The sequence below is a fragment of the Mycobacterium sp. E787 genome, assembly GCF_001668725.1.
GTDB lineage: Bacteria > Actinomycetota > Actinomycetes > Mycobacteriales > Mycobacteriaceae > Mycobacterium.
In genome coordinates this window covers 1-15,558 of the sequence record NZ_LZKL01000041.1, presented here as the reverse complement: position 1 = coordinate 15,558, position 15,558 = coordinate 1, and the positions used below count along the sequence as shown (strand labels likewise).

Annotated in this window: 11 protein-coding genes and 1 pseudogene; 8 read left to right on the top strand and 4 right to left on the bottom strand. The window is 68.1% G+C overall.

Annotated features, from left to right (window positions below):
• Nucleotides 1-27 precede the first annotated feature (27 nt).
• The 5 genes and pseudogenes from A5705_RS08585 (at nucleotide 28) to A5705_RS28470 (ending at nucleotide 4,573) form a co-directional block, all read left to right on the top strand.
• Nucleotides 28-675 (top strand): Mce protein, encoded by a 648-nt coding sequence (locus tag A5705_RS08585; protein ID WP_067878053.1) that lies wholly within the window; start codon nucleotides 28-30, stop codon nucleotides 673-675.
• Nucleotides 672-1,286, top strand: coding sequence for a hypothetical protein (locus A5705_RS08580; protein ID WP_156738344.1), 615 nt, complete (start codon nucleotides 672-674; stop codon nucleotides 1,284-1,286). The genes A5705_RS08585 and A5705_RS08580 overlap by 4 nt, the downstream gene beginning before the upstream one ends.
• Nucleotides 1,286-1,801: a CAP domain-containing protein gene (locus tag A5705_RS08575; protein ID WP_067878060.1), complete on the top strand. Its 516-nt coding sequence runs from the start codon at nucleotides 1,286-1,288 to the stop codon at nucleotides 1,799-1,801. The genes A5705_RS08580 and A5705_RS08575 overlap by 1 nt, the downstream gene beginning before the upstream one ends.
• 21 nt (nucleotides 1,802-1,822) lie before the next feature.
• Nucleotides 1,823-3,184: pseudogene (locus A5705_RS28475) on the top strand (rhodanese-like domain-containing protein); the annotation flags it as partial.
• A 9-nt stretch (nucleotides 3,185-3,193) separates the two neighbouring features.
• On the top strand, nucleotides 3,194-4,573 hold the full coding sequence (locus tag A5705_RS28470) for a molybdopterin-dependent oxidoreductase (RefSeq protein WP_231982390.1): 1,380 nt from the start codon (nucleotides 3,194-3,196) through the stop codon (nucleotides 4,571-4,573).
• Between the two features lie 137 nt (nucleotides 4,574-4,710).
• On the opposite strand, the gene A5705_RS08565 is transcribed toward A5705_RS28470, so the two are convergent.
• Both A5705_RS08565 and A5705_RS08560 read right to left on the bottom strand, forming a co-directional pair.
• A complete protein-coding gene (locus A5705_RS08565) occupies nucleotides 4,711-4,959 on the bottom strand; it encodes a hypothetical protein (RefSeq protein ID WP_067878067.1) in 249 nt (82 codons plus the stop codon).
• 142 nt (nucleotides 4,960-5,101) lie between these two features.
• A complete protein-coding gene (locus tag A5705_RS08560) occupies nucleotides 5,102-9,247 on the bottom strand; it encodes a bifunctional nitrate reductase/sulfite reductase flavoprotein subunit alpha (RefSeq protein ID WP_067878092.1) in 4,146 nt (1,381 codons plus the stop codon).
• Nucleotides 9,248-9,621: 374 nt separating this feature from the next.
• On the opposite strand from A5705_RS08560, the gene A5705_RS08555 reads away from it, so the two are divergent.
• Complete coding sequence (locus A5705_RS08555) at nucleotides 9,622-10,089, top strand: LppP/LprE family lipoprotein (RefSeq protein ID WP_067878098.1); 468 nt, start codon at nucleotides 9,622-9,624, stop codon at nucleotides 10,087-10,089.
• Between the two features lie 28 nt (nucleotides 10,090-10,117).
• On the opposite strand, the gene A5705_RS08550 is transcribed toward A5705_RS08555, so the two are convergent.
• Nucleotides 10,118-12,058, bottom strand: coding sequence for an acyl-CoA dehydrogenase (locus A5705_RS08550; protein WP_068276844.1), 1,941 nt, complete (start codon nucleotides 12,056-12,058; stop codon nucleotides 10,118-10,120).
• Between the two features lie 129 nt (nucleotides 12,059-12,187).
• On the opposite strand from A5705_RS08550, the gene A5705_RS08545 reads away from it, so the two are divergent.
• Both A5705_RS08545 and A5705_RS08540 read left to right on the top strand, forming a co-directional pair.
• Nucleotides 12,188-12,754 carry an isoprenylcysteine carboxylmethyltransferase family protein gene (locus A5705_RS08545; protein WP_067878073.1) on the top strand — a complete coding sequence of 189 codons (567 nt, stop codon included), beginning with the start codon at nucleotides 12,188-12,190 and terminating at the stop codon, nucleotides 12,752-12,754.
• Nucleotides 12,747-13,898 carry an esterase-like activity of phytase family protein gene (locus A5705_RS08540; RefSeq protein WP_067878076.1) on the top strand — a complete coding sequence of 384 codons (1,152 nt, stop codon included), beginning with the start codon at nucleotides 12,747-12,749 and terminating at the stop codon, nucleotides 13,896-13,898. Before A5705_RS08545 ends, A5705_RS08540 begins: the two co-directional genes overlap by 8 nt.
• On the opposite strand, the gene A5705_RS08535 is transcribed toward A5705_RS08540, so the two are convergent.
• A partial coding sequence (locus A5705_RS08535; protein ID WP_068276841.1) for an ATP-binding cassette domain-containing protein occupies nucleotides 13,857-15,558 on the bottom strand: 1,702 nt, incomplete at its 5' end. The two genes, A5705_RS08540 and A5705_RS08535, sit on opposite strands and share 42 nt — an antisense overlap.

Below are 15,558 nucleotides of genomic sequence, written 5' to 3'. Positions count from 1 at the left end.
CCCCGGGCCGGGACAGTGAGGAGCAACATGGCCGACGAACCGGACAACCCTGATGACGGCGAAATCGTCAGTGTCACAACCGAGAATGGCACCGACAACGCCGACAACGGCGGCGATGTCGATGAGAGCGACGGTGGCGGAACCGAATCCGTTCCGCCACCGTCGCTCTGGCGGGACCGCCTGTCGCGTCGACGGCTTACCCACGTCGGCTCGGCCCTGGTGGCCGGAAGCGTCATCGTGGCCGCGTTGACCGCGTTGGCCGGCTGGTTCGGATACCACGCCTTCCAGAAGCACGAGGAGCAGGCCCGGCGTGACTCATTCGTCCGGACCGCCCGCCAGGCCGCGGTGAACCTCACCACGATCAACTACACCGAGGCCGAGGCCGACGTGCAGCGGATCCTCGATGGGGCCACCGGAGCGTTCCGCGACGACTTCGAACAACGGTCCAAGCCGTTCATCGACGTCGTCAAGGCGGCGCAGTCCAAATCGGAGGGCACCGTCACGGACGCGGGTCTGGAATCGCAGCGGGGTGACGCCGCCCAGGTGCTGGTCGCGGTGGCGGTGAAATCACGAACCGCCGGCGGCGAGGAGGCGCCGCGAGAGTGGCGCATGCGCATCGAGGTCCGCTCGGTCGCGGGCGACCCCAAGGTGTCGAACGTGGTGTTCGTGCCATGACGATCCTCAGTGACAAGACCGACACCGGTGCCGACGATGTCGATGTCGACGATGTGGTGGTCGACGACGAGGCCACCCAAGATGACGCGGAGGCCACCGAGGAGGACCGCGCGCGCGGGAAGCGGCGCATCGAGTGGAAGCGTGTGATCGCTTTCGGTGTGCTGCCCGGATTGGCGTTGCTGCTGGCGCTTGGAGCCGGGTACCTCAGGTGGGCGGGCGGCTCGGCCGACGACCTCGCGGGGGCGCGGGCCGAAGCGGTGCGGGTGGCCAGTGACGACACCGTCGCGCTCCTGTCCTACAAGCCGGAGTCGGTGGACAAGGACCTCGGCGCGGCGCGCGACCGGCTGACCGGCGAGTTCAAGGACGCCTACTCCACGCTGATCCGCGAGGTCGTCATCCCGGGCGCCAAAGAAAAGCGCATCACCGCGGTGGTCAAAGTGACTGCGGCGGCGCCCGTTTCGGTGACCGCCGACCACGCGGTGGTGCTGTTGTTCGCCAATCAAACGGTGACCATCGGTGATGGCGTGCCGACCGACACCCAGCCCGTCATTCGGGTGGCGTTGGACAAGGTGAACGGCCGGTGGCTGGTCTCGCACTTCGACCCGGTGTGATGCGGGACGTGGTGGTTCGGGTGCGCGGTCCGGTCCGGTTGGTGGTCGCCGCCGTCGTCGCCGCGTGCGCCGCGGTGTCGATGGCCGAAGTCGCCCACGCCGACAACAAGCGGCTCAACAGCGCCGTCGTGTCCGCCGTCTACACCCTGCAGCACCAGGCGGGCTGCACCAACGACGTCATCCGCAACAATGCGCTGACGCTCGCCGCCGAGTGGCACGCCGAGGACATGATCAACAACCGGAACATCAACGGCGACATCGGGTCCGACGGGTCCACGCCGCAGGACCGGGCCAACGCCGCCGGCTTCAACGGCAGGGCCGCCGAGACGGTCGCGATCAACCCGGCCCTGGCCATGAGCAGCCTCGAACTCGTCAACCAGTGGTACTACAACCCCGACGACATGGCGATCATCCGTGACTGTGCGAACACCAGCATCGGGGTGTGGTCCGACAACAGCCTGGACCGCACCGTCGTCGTGGCCGTCTACGGACAGCCCGCTTCGCACACCCGGTGACGATCGACGAAAGGGAAGTGGATGATCTTCACGCAGCACTACCTGGAGTGTTTGTCGCACGCTTCGTATCTGATCGGCGATGAGACCACCCGGCGAGCGGTCGTCGTCGACCCGCGCCGCGACGTCGACGAGTACCTCCGCGAAGCGGCGGAGCGCGGGCTTCAGATCGACCGGGTCATCGAGACCCATATCCACGCCGACTTTTTGAGCGGCCACTTGGAACTCGCGGCGGCCACCGGAGCGCGAATCTGTTTTGGCGAGGGCGCCGACGTCGACTTCCCGGTCGAGTCGCTGCACGACGGCCAACGGATCTCGCTGGGAGACGTCGCCCTCGAAATCCTGGCGACACCCGGTCACACCCCCGAGTCGATCTGTGTCGTGGTCTACGAGCACGCCGACGACGAGGCACCGTACGGCGTGCTCACCGGCGACACACTGTTCGTCGGTGATGTCGGGCGCCCGGATCTTCTCGTCGCTTCCGGTGTATCGGCGGACGCACTCGCCGCAACGCTTTATGGATCGTTGCGGACCAAGCTCCTGAGGCTGCCGGACGCGACGCGCGTGTTCCCCGCACATGGCGCCGGCTCGATGTGCGGAAAGCGGCTGTCGAGCGAGACAAGTTCGACGATCGGCGAGCAACGGCGGTCCAACTATGCGCTGCGGGCCGGCGGTGTGGATCAATTCGTCGCAGCGATCACCGAGGGCCAGCCGGTGCAGCCGCGCTACTTTTCCTTCGCGGCTCACCGAAATCGCCAGGTGCGCCCGCTGCTCGACGAAAATCAGCCCTCGTTGCTGGACATCGAGGAGGTGCGCCGGCACGCAGAGGCCGGTGCGATTCTGCTGGACGGCAGGGAGCCCGATGACTTCGCGGCGCGGCATCTCCGCGGTGCGGTCAACGTCGGCCTGCGAGGACGCTTCGCCGAGTGGGCCGGAACCGTCTTGTCGCCGGATCGCGGCATCGTTTTGGTCGGCGACCCTACCCTGGCGGGTGAGTCCAAGACCCGCCTGTCCCGTGTGGGCTTTGATCGGGTGATCGGTCAGTTGCGCGACCTCGCAACGGTTTTCGCTCACCGGCCGGATCTCGTCGAGAGCACCCCGCGATTGACCGTCGGGCAGCTCGCCGAACTGCGCGGGTTGGAGCCCGATCTGCAACTGCTGGACGTCCGCGGCCCGCAGGAGGCGGCGGACGGCGTCATCCCCGGTGCGCGGACCATGCCGTTGCCGGCGCTGACGGATTCGTTGACGGCGCTGGATCCGAGCGCACCGGTTGTCGTTTACTGCGCCAGCGGCTACCGCTCGATGGTGGCGGCCAGCGTTCTGCGGTCCGCGGGCTTTGACGACGTGTCGGACGTGGTTGGCGGGTTTGGCGCCTGGCAAGACGCCGGCTTCCCGGTGTCGGATCGCGATGAGATCGCCTCCGACGCACCGCGGGTCGGCCCCCGAGCGGCCAAGGCCCTGGTTGACGCGGGGGCGCTGCTGCTTGATGTGCGGGAGCCCCACGAATGGTGTACCGAGCACGCGCCGACCGCGATGCTGATGCCGGCCGGCCGCGTGCGTACTCGACAACACGAACTGCCGCGCGACCGCTGCATCGTTGTGGTCTGCCGGTCGGGCGGGCGTTCGGCGGCGGTGGCGGCGTCGCTTCGCCGGTCGGGCTTCGATGCGGTGAATCTCGCCGGCGGCATGTGCGCATGGGGGGCCGTCGGGTTGCCGGTCGTCAACGACGGCGGATACCCCGGACTTGTTGTGCACCGCGAGGATCCGCTGAACTGCGAGACCTCGCTGGCGGCGCTGGTAGGCGGTGTCGTCATGCCCGCCAACCACTTTTACGTGCGTAACCACTTCACCACGCCGGTGTTGGATCCCGAGCGGTATGAATTGACGGTCAGCGGGCTGGTCGATCGGCCGTTGCGCCTGCGCCTGCGCGATCTGCACAATCTGCCGGCGCAGTCGCTGGTCGCCACGCTGGAATGCGCGGGCAACGGGCGGGTCCGCTTCGATCCGCCCGTCGACGGCGAGCAGTGGCATTTCGGGGCAGCGAGCACGGCCGAATGGACCGGTGTACCTCTCGCGGAGGTCTTGGATCGTGCGGGCGTGGCGCCCGGCGCTCACCACGTCGTATTTCGCGGTGCCGACACGGGATTGGTCGACGGCGCGACCGCGCCCGTGCGGTTCGAGCGCGCCTTGTCCCTCGACGACGCACGCGACTCCGGCACGCTCATCGCGTACGCGATGAACGGTGAACCGCTGCCGCTGCAGCATGGCCGTCCCGTCCGGCTCATCGTGCCCGGATGGTATTCCGTCGCATCGGTCAAATGGCTGACCGAGATCGAGGTGATCGACCGTCCATTCGAGGCCTTCTTCCAGACGAAGCGCTACCACTACGAATGGGAGCGTGATGGCCGCGTCGTTCGCGAGCCCGTCCGCCTGCAGCGCGTCCGCGCGCTGATCGCTCAGCCCTCCGACGGCGCCTCGGTGACAGCCGGGGAATTCGTCGTCCGAGGCGTCGCGTGGTCGGGTGCCGCCCCGATCGACCGCGTGGACGTTTCCATCGGCGGGGGCCCCTGGCGGCCCGCCCGACTCGTCGGCGAACGACGGCGGCACAGCTGGCAGTGGTGGGAGTTGTTCGCGCGTTGCGACGTCCGCGGAGCCACCACCGTGCGGGCGCGGGCCACCGATCGGGCCGGGAACACGCAGCCTGAACTGCCCGAATGGAACCGCCTCGGGTACGGCGGCAACGCGATCCAGACCGTTTCCGTCCAGGTGGACTGAAGGGGGGTGCGCGCGGCTGCGGGTAGACCATATCGCCTTCGCGGCCGCGACACATAAACGTCTGCGATGACACGCCGCAAAGCAACGCAGCGGTTTATGTTTCGTGGGCACGGATGCGCCGGAGGCGCCGCCGGCGATTACTGGTTGGTGCTGGTGAGGTCGTCGACCGCGTTTTCGCAGACGCACACCTGCGCGTCGCCGTGCACCCACCGCCACAGCTGGCTGCCCTGCTTGCGCATCACGTGTTGCACGTAGACCTTGTCGCGCTTCTCCCTGGAGAACGCCATGTCGAGGTTGACGGGCAGCCCCGCCCAATCGACCTGGCCGGCGGCCGACGCCCGGCCTTCGGGATGCCGCGGGCACCGCAGCGGGCAGACGCTTTTCATGACCCGGTCGGGCCCATCACACTCCCGAGCGACGCTCACGGCCCCTCCTCGACGCAACCAGATGAGGCAATGGTGCGACGGGGATGTTTCGGCGGCGGGTGTGCGACGTTTCCGTCGTATTACAGGCGCTCGGGCGGGCGCTTTAGTAGACGTCGCGGTGGTAGCGCTTGTCGGCGGCCAGCGCCTGGACGTAGGCCCGCGCCGCGTCCGGCTCGAGGTTGCCGTGCCGGGCGGCGATCTCGCAGAGCGTGCGGTCGACGTCCTTGGCCATCGGGTCGGCGTTACCGCAGACGTACAGCTGTGCGCCGTCCTGCAGCCAGCGCCACAGCTGCTCCCCGCGGTCGCGCATCAGGTGCTGCACGTAGACCTTGTCGCGCTGGTCGCGGGAGAACGCCAGGTCCAGCTCGGTGAGCAGGCCGTCGGCGCGCATCTGTTCGATCTCGTCGCGGTAGTAGTAGTCGGTGGCGGCGTGCTGTTCGCCGAAGAACAGCCAATTGGGACCGGTGTGGCCGAGCGCCCGGCGCTCCTGCAGGAAGGCGCGGAAGGGCGCGATCCCGGTGCCCGGACCGATCATGATCATCGCGGTGTCCGGGTCGGCGGGGGGCCGGAAGTTGCTCGACGGCTGCAAATAGACGGCCACCCGGTCGCCGGGGGAGCGGTCGGCAAGGTAGGTCGAACACACCCCGCGGCGCGGCACCCCCTGGAAGTTGTAGCGCACCGGCGAGACCGTCAGGTGAACTTCGCCGGGCCACTCCTTGGGGCTCGACGAGATCGAATACAGCCGCGGCTGAAGGCGTTTGAGCACCCTCAGCCACTCGTGGGCCGATGCCGAGACCGGGTGCTGCGCCAGCAGGTCGATGGCCTGGCGGCCCCACGCCCAATTGCTCAGGTCGGCTTTGTTCTCCGGCTTCAACAGCTCGGCGAGTTTCTGATCGCCGGTGCGCTCCTGCACGAACCGCACCAGGTCACGGCTGATGTGCGCGATCTCGATTCGCTCGGTGAGCGCGGAGCGCAACGACATCAGACCGTGCTCGCCGACCTCGACCGGGGTCTGCCCGTCCAGTCCGGTGACGGATAGCCACTCGTCGACCAGCCGGTCGCTGTTGCGCGGCCACACCCCTAGCGCGTCACCGGCCTCGTAGGCGATCGTGCCCTCGGGCAGGCGAAACACCAACTGCCGCACATCCTTTGCCGACTGCGGCTGCCCCAGCCTGATGTTGCGGGCCATGTCGGTGATCAGGGGATGCTTCTTGCTGTATCCGACCGCCGCAGGCCCGTGCACCGGCCGAGCCGGCGCGGCGGTCGTGGCCCCGGCCGCCGGCGCGCGGCCATCCCGGCCCGCCGGGGTTGGCGTACGGGCCAGCGCGGCGATGACACCGCTCAGCCACTTCCCGGCCGCGTCGTCGTAGTCGGGTTCGCAGTCGACGCGGTCGACGATCCGGGTCGCTCCCAGCTGCGCCAGACGCTCGTCGAGCTTGCGTCCGTGACCGCAGAAGTCGTCGTAGTTGGAGTCGCCCAGCGCCAGAACCGCATAGCGGGTGTCGGTGAATCGTGGTGGGCTGCCGGAGGTCAGCGCCCGCCACAGGCCGGCGCCGTTGTCCGGTGGGTCGCCGTCGCCGGTGGTGCTGGTGATCAGCAGCACCTCCCGCGTCGTCGGCAGCTCGGCGATCGGGAAGTCGTCCATGCTGTGCAGCGCGGCCGGCACGTTCGCCTCGCCCAGCCGCGCGGCGATCTCGGTGGCGAGCTCTTCGGCATTCCCGGTCTGCGAGGCCCACAGCACGACGACCGGCGCGCGCCCCGGCGCCGAACCCGGTTGGGGGCGTGGACCGGTGGGGGTGCCGTCGGGCAACTCAGGCACCATGCGGGCGCCCGCGCTGCGCGCAAACATTCCCGCGAGCACGCCGTCCACCCACAGCCGGGTGCGCGAGTCGAAAGGTGCGCTGACGGGCAGGGTGGGCACGCCGCCGGCGCGGCGCCCGGCTTCGGAACGCAAGCCGGCCAGCATTCCGGCGAGGTAGGAGCGGCCCCGTTCATCGAACGCCGGGGCGGGTTCGTCTGCGACGCCGAACATTTCGGCGAGTGCGTCGACGTGTGACACGCTGATTTCCTGTCCGGGCAGCAGGGTGCCGGCGGCGACCGTGGTTTCGGCTTCGGTGACCGGATCGGGTTCGGCGGCAACCTTGACCAGGGCGACGGCGCAGGCCTTGAACTCCGGTTGGTGCGATATCGGGTCGACGGCATCGTTGGTGACGGCATTGATCGACAGGTACTCGCCGAAGGCGTCGTTCCAGTGGAACGGGGCGAAGCAGTTGCCCGGTCGCACCCGGTCGGTGACCACGGCGGGCAGCACGGCGCGGCCGCGGCGCGACGCGACCTCCACGAAGTCCCCTTCGGAGATCTGCAGCCGCGCGGCGTCGTCGGGGTGGATCTCGACGAACGGCCCGGGGTTGAGCTTGGTGAGCTTGGCGACCTTGCCGGTCTTGGTCATCGTGTGCCATTGGTGCGGGAGGCGCCCCGTGTTGAGCAGGAAAGGGTAGTCGTCGTCGGGCATTTCCTTGGGCGGCAGGTGCGGGCGCGCGAAGAACACCGCGCGGCCGCTCGGCGTCGGGAACGCCAACCGGGGCACGCTGCCGTCCTCGCGCACCAGCCGGGTTTGGCTGATCCCGTCGTTGAGGTAGCGGATCGGGTTGCGATCGCCGGTGCCCTGTGGTGGGCACGGCCACTGCAGCGGCGTCTGCCGCAGCCGCTCGTAGCTGGCGCCGCGCAGATCGTAACCGGTCGCGGGATTCCAGAACCGCTTGATCTCTTCGAAGACCTGCTCCGCCGAGTCGTAGCTGAACGAGTCCGAAAAGCCCATCTCGCAGGCGATGCGGGCGATGATCTGCCAATCGGGCAAGGCTTGACCGGGCGCCCGGACGGCGGGCTGAAAAAGGGTCAGGTTGCGCTCGGAATTGATCATCACCCCCTCCGACTCCGTCCACAGGGCGGCCGGCAGCACGATGTCGGCGTACTCGCTGGTTTCGGTCTCGAGGAACGCATCCTGGGTGATCACCAGGTCGGCGCGTTCCAGGCCCGCCAGCACCGTCTTGCGATTGGCAACGCTGGCAACGGGATTGGTGCAAATGATCCAGCACGCCTTGATGGCGCCATCGGCCATGCGGGAGAACATGTCGACGGTGCCGGTGCCGACCTCGGTGCGCAGCGAGCCGCGCGGAATGCCCCAGACGTCCTCGACGAAATCGCGGTCGGGGGCCGATAGGACCGAGCGCTGGCCCGGCAAACCCGGCCCCATGTAACCCATTTCGCGGCCGCCCATCGCGTTGGGTTGCCCGGTGAGCGAGAAGGGACCGCTGCCGCGTTTGCAGATCGTGCCGGTGGCCAGGTGCAGGTTGCAGATCGCGTTGGTGTTCCAGGTGCCGTGGGTGCTCTGGTTGAGGCCCATCGTCCAGCAGCTCAGGAAGTTTTCGGCGTCGCCGATCCAGCGGGCCGCGGTGCGGAGGTCTTCGGTTGGGAGGCCGGTGATTTCGCTGACCTTCTCGGGGGTGTACTGCTCGAGGAAGTTCGGCATCGCCTCCCAGCCCTCGGTGAAGTGTGCGATGAAGTGCGGATCCGTCTGCCCATTGGCGACGATCAGGTGCAGCAGCCCGTTGAGCAACGCGAGGTCGGTGCCCGGCGCGATCTGCAGGAACAGGTCCGCCTTCTCGGCGGTCGCGGTGCGGCGCGGGTCCACCACGATCAGCTTGGCACCGGCCTTGACGCGCTCCATCATGCGCAGGAACAGGATCGGGTGGCAGTCGGCCATGTTGGAGCCGATGACCAAGAAGAGGTCGGCGTGTTCGAAGTCGCGGTACGAGCCGGGCGGGCCGTCCGCACCTAGGGAGAGCTTGTAGCCGGATCCCGCGCTGGCCATGCACAGCCGCGAGTTCGACTCGATCTGATTGGTGCGGATGAACCCTTTGGTCAGCTTGTTCGCCAGGTACTGCGCCTCGAGGGACATCTGGCCCGACACATACATCGCGAAGGAATCGGGGCCGTGCCGTTCGATGATCGCCCGCAACCGCTTCGCGGACCGAGTGAGCGCGGCATCCATGTCGACCGGTTCGAGGGATTCGCCCCGGTCGGCGCGCGCGTACGCCGAATCCAGCCGTCCGGGGGCGGCCAGCATGTCCGAAGTGGTCGCGCCCTTGGTGCACAACCGGCCAAAGTTGGCCGGGTGGCTCGTGCTGCCAATGGATTTCGCGACGTGACGGCGGCCGCTCTGCGGATCGGTTGTGACCTGCAACACCATTCCGCAGCCGACGCCGCAGTAGGCGCACAGACTGTTCACGGCGTCCCCGGGGGCGCCGTGCGGCTTGGTGGCCACGCCTGAATTCCTCCCCTCGAGCGCGCAAGGGCCTACGCGCTAATGGTGCGGCAATGATGTTTCGGCGTCGGGCGCTCGATGTTTCCGCCGTTTTACGGCTTTCTCTCACCGGATCCGCATCGATGTGTGAGCTGACCGGAATGCCCGTCGCCGACCGGGTAATCGCAGGTCAACGCCGATCTGCGACGCCGCCCAGATTACCGGCGAACCCCCCGAATTGCGTCTCAGGAATGGGGTTCCGACGAAACAGATGGGACATTCACAGTTTTCGTTAAGCTCACAATGTGCGACGCCTGTTCGTGATTCTGCTGGTTTTGTCGGCCTCGGCGTGCGGCGGTAAACCGGCGGCGCCGCCGGCGCCGCGCGCCGACACCTGCAAGGACTCCGACGGGCCGACGGCCGACACGGTGCGCCAGGCGATCGCGTCGGTTCCAATCGAGGTCCCGGGCTCGAGTTGGGTCGAAATCGCAAGGGGGCACACCAACAAGTGCCGGCTGTACTGGGTTCAGATAATCCCCACCATCGCAAGCGAGTCGACGCCGCAACAGCTCTTGTTCTTCGATCACAACACCCCGCTGGGCCCGGCCACGCCCAACCCGAAGCCGTACATCACCGTGCTGGCGCCGTCCGCTGACACCGTCACGGTCCAATACCAGTGGCAGGTCGGCAAGGATCAGCCCTGCTGTCCCACCGGAATCGGCACGGCGAAGTTCCGCATCGGTCCGGATGGCAAGCTGCAGGTGCTCGGCACGATCCCGCATCAGTAGCCTTGCGGCGCAGTCGCTTTCGCGATGGTCAGACCGGCAGATTCTCCGGGTGCAGCATCTCGGCGTACCGCAGCGGCTCGGGGATGCCGAAGCCGTCGACCAGCGTCTCGGCGTACGGGCGCAGCTTGCGGCACCGATCATTGATGCCGCGGGTGACCGCCTTGGCCCGGCCCGTCGACAGGTAGCCATGCTCGATGTACCAGGCCTTGTCGTCCTCGATCACCGACAACGCGTACAGGTCGCAGACCAGGTCGAGCAGCTCGCGGGCCGTCTCGTCCTCGCACGAGTCGATCCCGGCGACGAACGCCTCCAACACGATTCGGTCGATGTGCGCGTTCGCGGCGTGCAGGACGTGATCTTGCACGGCGTTGAACGCGTCGAACTCCGACATTTCTTTGGACTTGCCCTGCAGCCGGCGGGCGACCGAGGACAGCAGATAGTCCTCCCGCTCCTCGAACATGTTCACCTGGGTGCCCCGGTTGAACAGGCTGCCTTCTTCCTCGCTGTCTTGGCGCGCGTCCACGATCGTCTGCATGATGGCTTCCGCCGCTGTGCGTTTGCGCACCCGCTCGCCGACGGTGTTGGCGGCGAAACGCACCCATTCCACCGGGCTCATGCTGCGGATGTCGTCGGCGTAGGCAGTCAGCAGCTCCTTGGCCACCAACTGGGTCAGCACGTGGTTGTCGCCCTCGAACGTGGTGAAGACGTCGGTGTCGCCGCGCAGCCCGATCAGCCGGTTCTCGGCCATGTAGCCGGCGCCGCCGCAGGCCTCGCGCGCCTCCTGAATGGCGCGCGAAGCATGCCAGGTGTTGGCCGCCTTCAAACCGGCGGCGCGCGCTTCGAGCTCGCGCTGCTCGTCGGCGTCCGGGGCGTCCGCGGTCTGGATGTCGTGGCAGCGGCCGACCAGTTCGTTCTGCGCGAATTGCAGCGCGTACGACTTGGCGATCAACGGGAACAGCCGGCGCTGATGCACCAGGTAGTCCATGATCAGCACCTCGGTGTCCTCGCCGGGCGCACAGAATTGCCTGCGCTGCAACGCATACCGGGTGGCGATGTCGAGCGCGACGCGACCGGCGGCGCCCGCGCTGCCGCCCACCGTGATGCGGCCCCGAACCAGCGTGCCCAGCATGGTGAAGAAGCGGCGGTTGGGGTTGTCGATCGGCGAGCTGTACGTGCCGTCGGCGGCGACGTCGCCGTACTTGTTCAGCAGGTTCACCCGCGGGACGCGGACGTGGTCGAAGACGATCCGACCGTTGTCGACGCCGGGCAGGCCGCCCTTGTACTCGCAGTCCGACGTCGTCACCCCTGGCAGGTCGTTGCCGTCGGCGTCGCGGATCGGGACCAGCAGGCAGTGCACGCCGTGGTTGACCGGCTTGCCGTCCTCGGTGGTGATCAGCTGCGCGAAAACCGCTGCCATGGTGGCGGTTTGGGCGGCGCCGCCGATGTAGTCCTTGCGGGCGGTCGGGGTGGGGGAGTCGATGACGAACTCTTCGGTCTCGGGATCGTAGGTCGCGGTGGTCTCCAGCGACTGGACGTCACTGCCGTGTCCGGTCTCGGTCATCGCGAAACAGCCGCGCAACTCGAGGCTGATGATCTTCTTCACGTAGGCCTCGTGGTGGCGCTCGGTGCCCAGGTTCTCGACGGCACCGCCGAACAGCCCCCACTGCACACCGGCCTTCACCATCAGCGACAGGTCCGACATCGCCAGCATCTCGATCATCGTGATGGCCGCGCCCACGTCGCCGGTGCCGCCGTGTTCCTTGCGGAAGTTGTCGGCGGCGACACCGAACGCGGCCATGATCCGCATCTGCTCGGCCACCTTGGTGCGGGCGATCACCGTGTTCGGGGTGTAATGCGGGCGGAACAGGTCTTCGGTCATCGTGTCCCGCATCCGGTTCTTCACGTCGCGCCAGCGCCCGTCGAGGGCGTTGCGCAGATGTTCGGCAGTGCTTTTCGTGTCTGGCGCCATAAAGGCACGGTAACCCCCTGATCGGGCCCCGCAAACAATTCGTCCGGCGTGCATCCATCGCGTGATCCGCCCGCGACTTTCGCGTTGCGTGCACCCCCTGCGGCGACATGTCGGTGCCATGATCGAGCGATGGCGCAATACCTGGCCGCTGTCATGGTCGTGCTGCTGGTCGGCACGGTCGCGGGCCGGGTCGTGCAGCTGCGCCGGACCGGCACCCAGGCGATGCATTTCGGGAAGCTGGACAAGACGGACTACCTGATACCGCCGGTGGCGCTGTTCTACTTCTATACGGTGTTCGCCGCCGCCTTCGGTTGGCCCCTGGCCAGCCACCAGCGGTTTTTCCACTCGCCGGTCCTCGAATGGCTGGGCGTGGCGCTGTGCCTGGCCGGTCTCGGAATCCTGGTGCTGAGCCTGGTGTCGTTCGGCAAGAGCTTCCGCGTCGGCATCGACGCCGCCCAACCCGGTCGGTTGGTGACCACCGGGGTGTTCGCGCGGAGCCGCAACCCGATCTATGTCGGTTTCTTCGTGTTCCTGGTCGGCCAGCTGTTGGTGTTCCCCAACTGGGTGCCGCTGATCTATCTGGTCGCCGCGACCGCGCTCTTCCACCGGCAAGTGTTGCGTGAGGAGGAATTCATGCGGCAGCGGTACGGCCACCTCTACGCCGACTACTGCCGCCACGTCAGGCGCTATGTCTAGTCGCGTGCTGGCCCGCGGGCTCGGGGTGGGCCTCTGCGCGGCGTTGGTGCTCCCCGGCTGTATCACCCCGGGGTCGGCGAGCCCGCCGATGCTGACCTACCTCGGTCAGTCGCAGGTCGCGTTCGGAGCCACCTTCGACGGCACGGTCATCGGCGGGCTGTCGGGCATCAGCTACGACGCGGGGCGCCGACAGTACTACGTGATCAGCGACGACCGCTCCGAGAAGAACCCTGCCCGCTTCTACACCGTGCGACTGTCATTGTCCGACAACGGAATCCGCGACGCCACCTTCATCGCCACCCACCCGCTGCTCGACGAGGCGGGTCGCCCGTTCGAGCCGCTGAGCCTGAACACCACGCCGCCGGTCATTCCTCCCGACCCGGAGGGCATCGCCTTCGACCCCGGCCGGCAGCGGCTGTACTGGTGCTCGGAGGGCGAGCGGCTCACCGCCGGGCCGGCGTTGCTGGACCCCTGGGTGCGGACCGCCGCGCTGGACGGCGCCTACCTCGGCCAGTTCACCTTGCCGTCCAACCTGGCCATGTCCGCGCAGCAAACCGGGCCGCGCCGCAACAAGGCGCTGGAGGGGGTGGCGCTGACGCCCGACGGCCAATGGCTGTTCGCCGCAATGGAAGACCCCGGCTATAACGACGAACCCAAAAACGACGACGAACCCAATGGCGACGACGAACCCAAAAGCGACGACGGCCGCGGCGTTCTGACCCGGATCACCAAATTCGACGTCAACACCGGGGCGCCCACCGCCCAGTACGCCTACCCGATGGAACCGCCCGCACCGCCCGCGGACCTCAACGGGGTCTCGGACCTGGTCGCGCTGTCCGACACCACGTTTCTCGTGCTGGAACGATCCTCCGCGGTGCCCCCGACCATCCGGATCTACCGCGCCGACGTCGGCGCCGCGACCGACGTGCTGCCCCTGCCGTCGATGCGGGGCGTGGCCGTGACCCCGATGACCAAGACGCTGGCGGCCGATCTGTCGGCGACGCCGGGGCTGTCGCCCCTCGACAACATCGAGGGGATCACGTTGGGGCCGAAGCTGCCCGACGGCCGCCAATCGGTGGTGCTGGTCAGCGACAACAACTTTTCAGCCAGCCAGGTCACCCAGTTCCTGCTGTTCGCGATGTAGCGCCCGCCCGGTCCCGCCAGGCGCCCGCAACCGATACAGGGTCAAGCCGGCCGCGATCGCCCCGAAGGCCATCAGCATCCCCATGTCGAACACCCACCAGCCCGAATAATGGGTCCACATCAAGGCATTGGCGGCCAGTGCGTCGACCCTGCGCAGATCGACGGTGGACGCCGACGCCGCGAAGCCCCACTGCGCCGGGACGAACCAGGAGATCTGCTGAAAGCCCCACTTGCTCACCAGCTGCACCAGGCTCCCGTTGAACAGCGCCGAGGCGAGGATCACCGGCACGAGCAGTGGCAGCACCTCGCGCTGCCGGTTGCCCATCGTCGACAGCACCAACCCGACGGCCGCGGACACGACGGCCGTGACGGCGACGCTCACATAGAGTTCGACCGTCGCGTTGCCCAGCAGCACGGCGCCGTGGACGGGGCCACCCTTCGCGACGATGACGATCGCGTAGAAGACAGCCGACAAGATGAGCGCGGCCAGACCGAACACGAGGAGCTTGGCCACCACATAGGCCGGCGCCGACAGCCCGACGGCCTGCTCACGCCGGAAGACGCGGCGCTCCTCGACGATGGCGCGGATGGTCAGCACGGTGCCGATGATCACCGCGCCGATGTTGAATGCGGCCAAGACCTCGATGGCTTCGTGGGCGTTGGAGCTGCTCGGAGCGGGCCGTTCCAAACCGGAATCGCCCGGGATCAGCAGCGTCAGCGCCGCCAACACGAAGGGCAGCACCACCAAGAACAGCGAGGAGAGGTGGTCGGCGAAGACCAGGCGGAGCTGTCTGCGGGTGAGTAACCGGATCTGTCGCTTCGCGGGCAGCTCGGCGGGCAGCGGCCACGGCGCGGCGACCTCCGGCGGGGCGGGCGGCCCCTGGCGACCGGCGCGGAATGCGCGATCGGCTCCGTCGGGATCGGCCGCGACCCGCTCGAGGGCCTTGGCCCAGTCGGTGGTTCCCATCGAGGCCTCGACCTGCAGGGGCGCCCCGACGAAAGCCATTGCGCCGCGCCCGGTGAGCACCACCACCTGATCGCAGATGCTGACGCCGCTCGGCGAGGACGGCGATGACATCGCCACCACCACGACACATCCGATGTCGGCCTGGCGGCGCAGGATCGCCATCACGTGGTCTTGTTGCGCCGCATCCAGTCCGGCGCCCGGCTCGTCGACCACGAGGAGCGTCGGCCGGGTGATCAATTCGACGGCCAGCGACACACACCGGCGCACCTCGGGCGCGAGCTTGCTGATCCGGGTCGCGCGATGTGGTGTGAGCTCGAGTTCGTCGAGCACCTGGTCCACCACCCGCTCGCGGTGCTCGCGTGCGGTGTCCGGCGGCAGGCGAAGTTCGGCGGCGAACCGCATGGCCTGTTGGACGGTGAGCCGCGGGTGCACGCGCTCGTCACGCTGCACGACCCCGATCCGGGTGCGCATCGACTCGGGCTCGGCGTGCACGTCGTGGCCGTCCACGGTGGCCCGGCCGGAGCTCAGTTCCCGGGTGCCGGCGAGCAGTTCGAGCAGCGCCGAGTTGCGCGCCGCCGACGGACCGACCACGGCGGTCAACGTCCCCAGCCGCGCCGTGAAGGAGACGTCGCTGAGCACCTCGTGCCCGTGGACCGTCAATCCCAGACGGTATGCGACGACCCCGCTGGTGCGC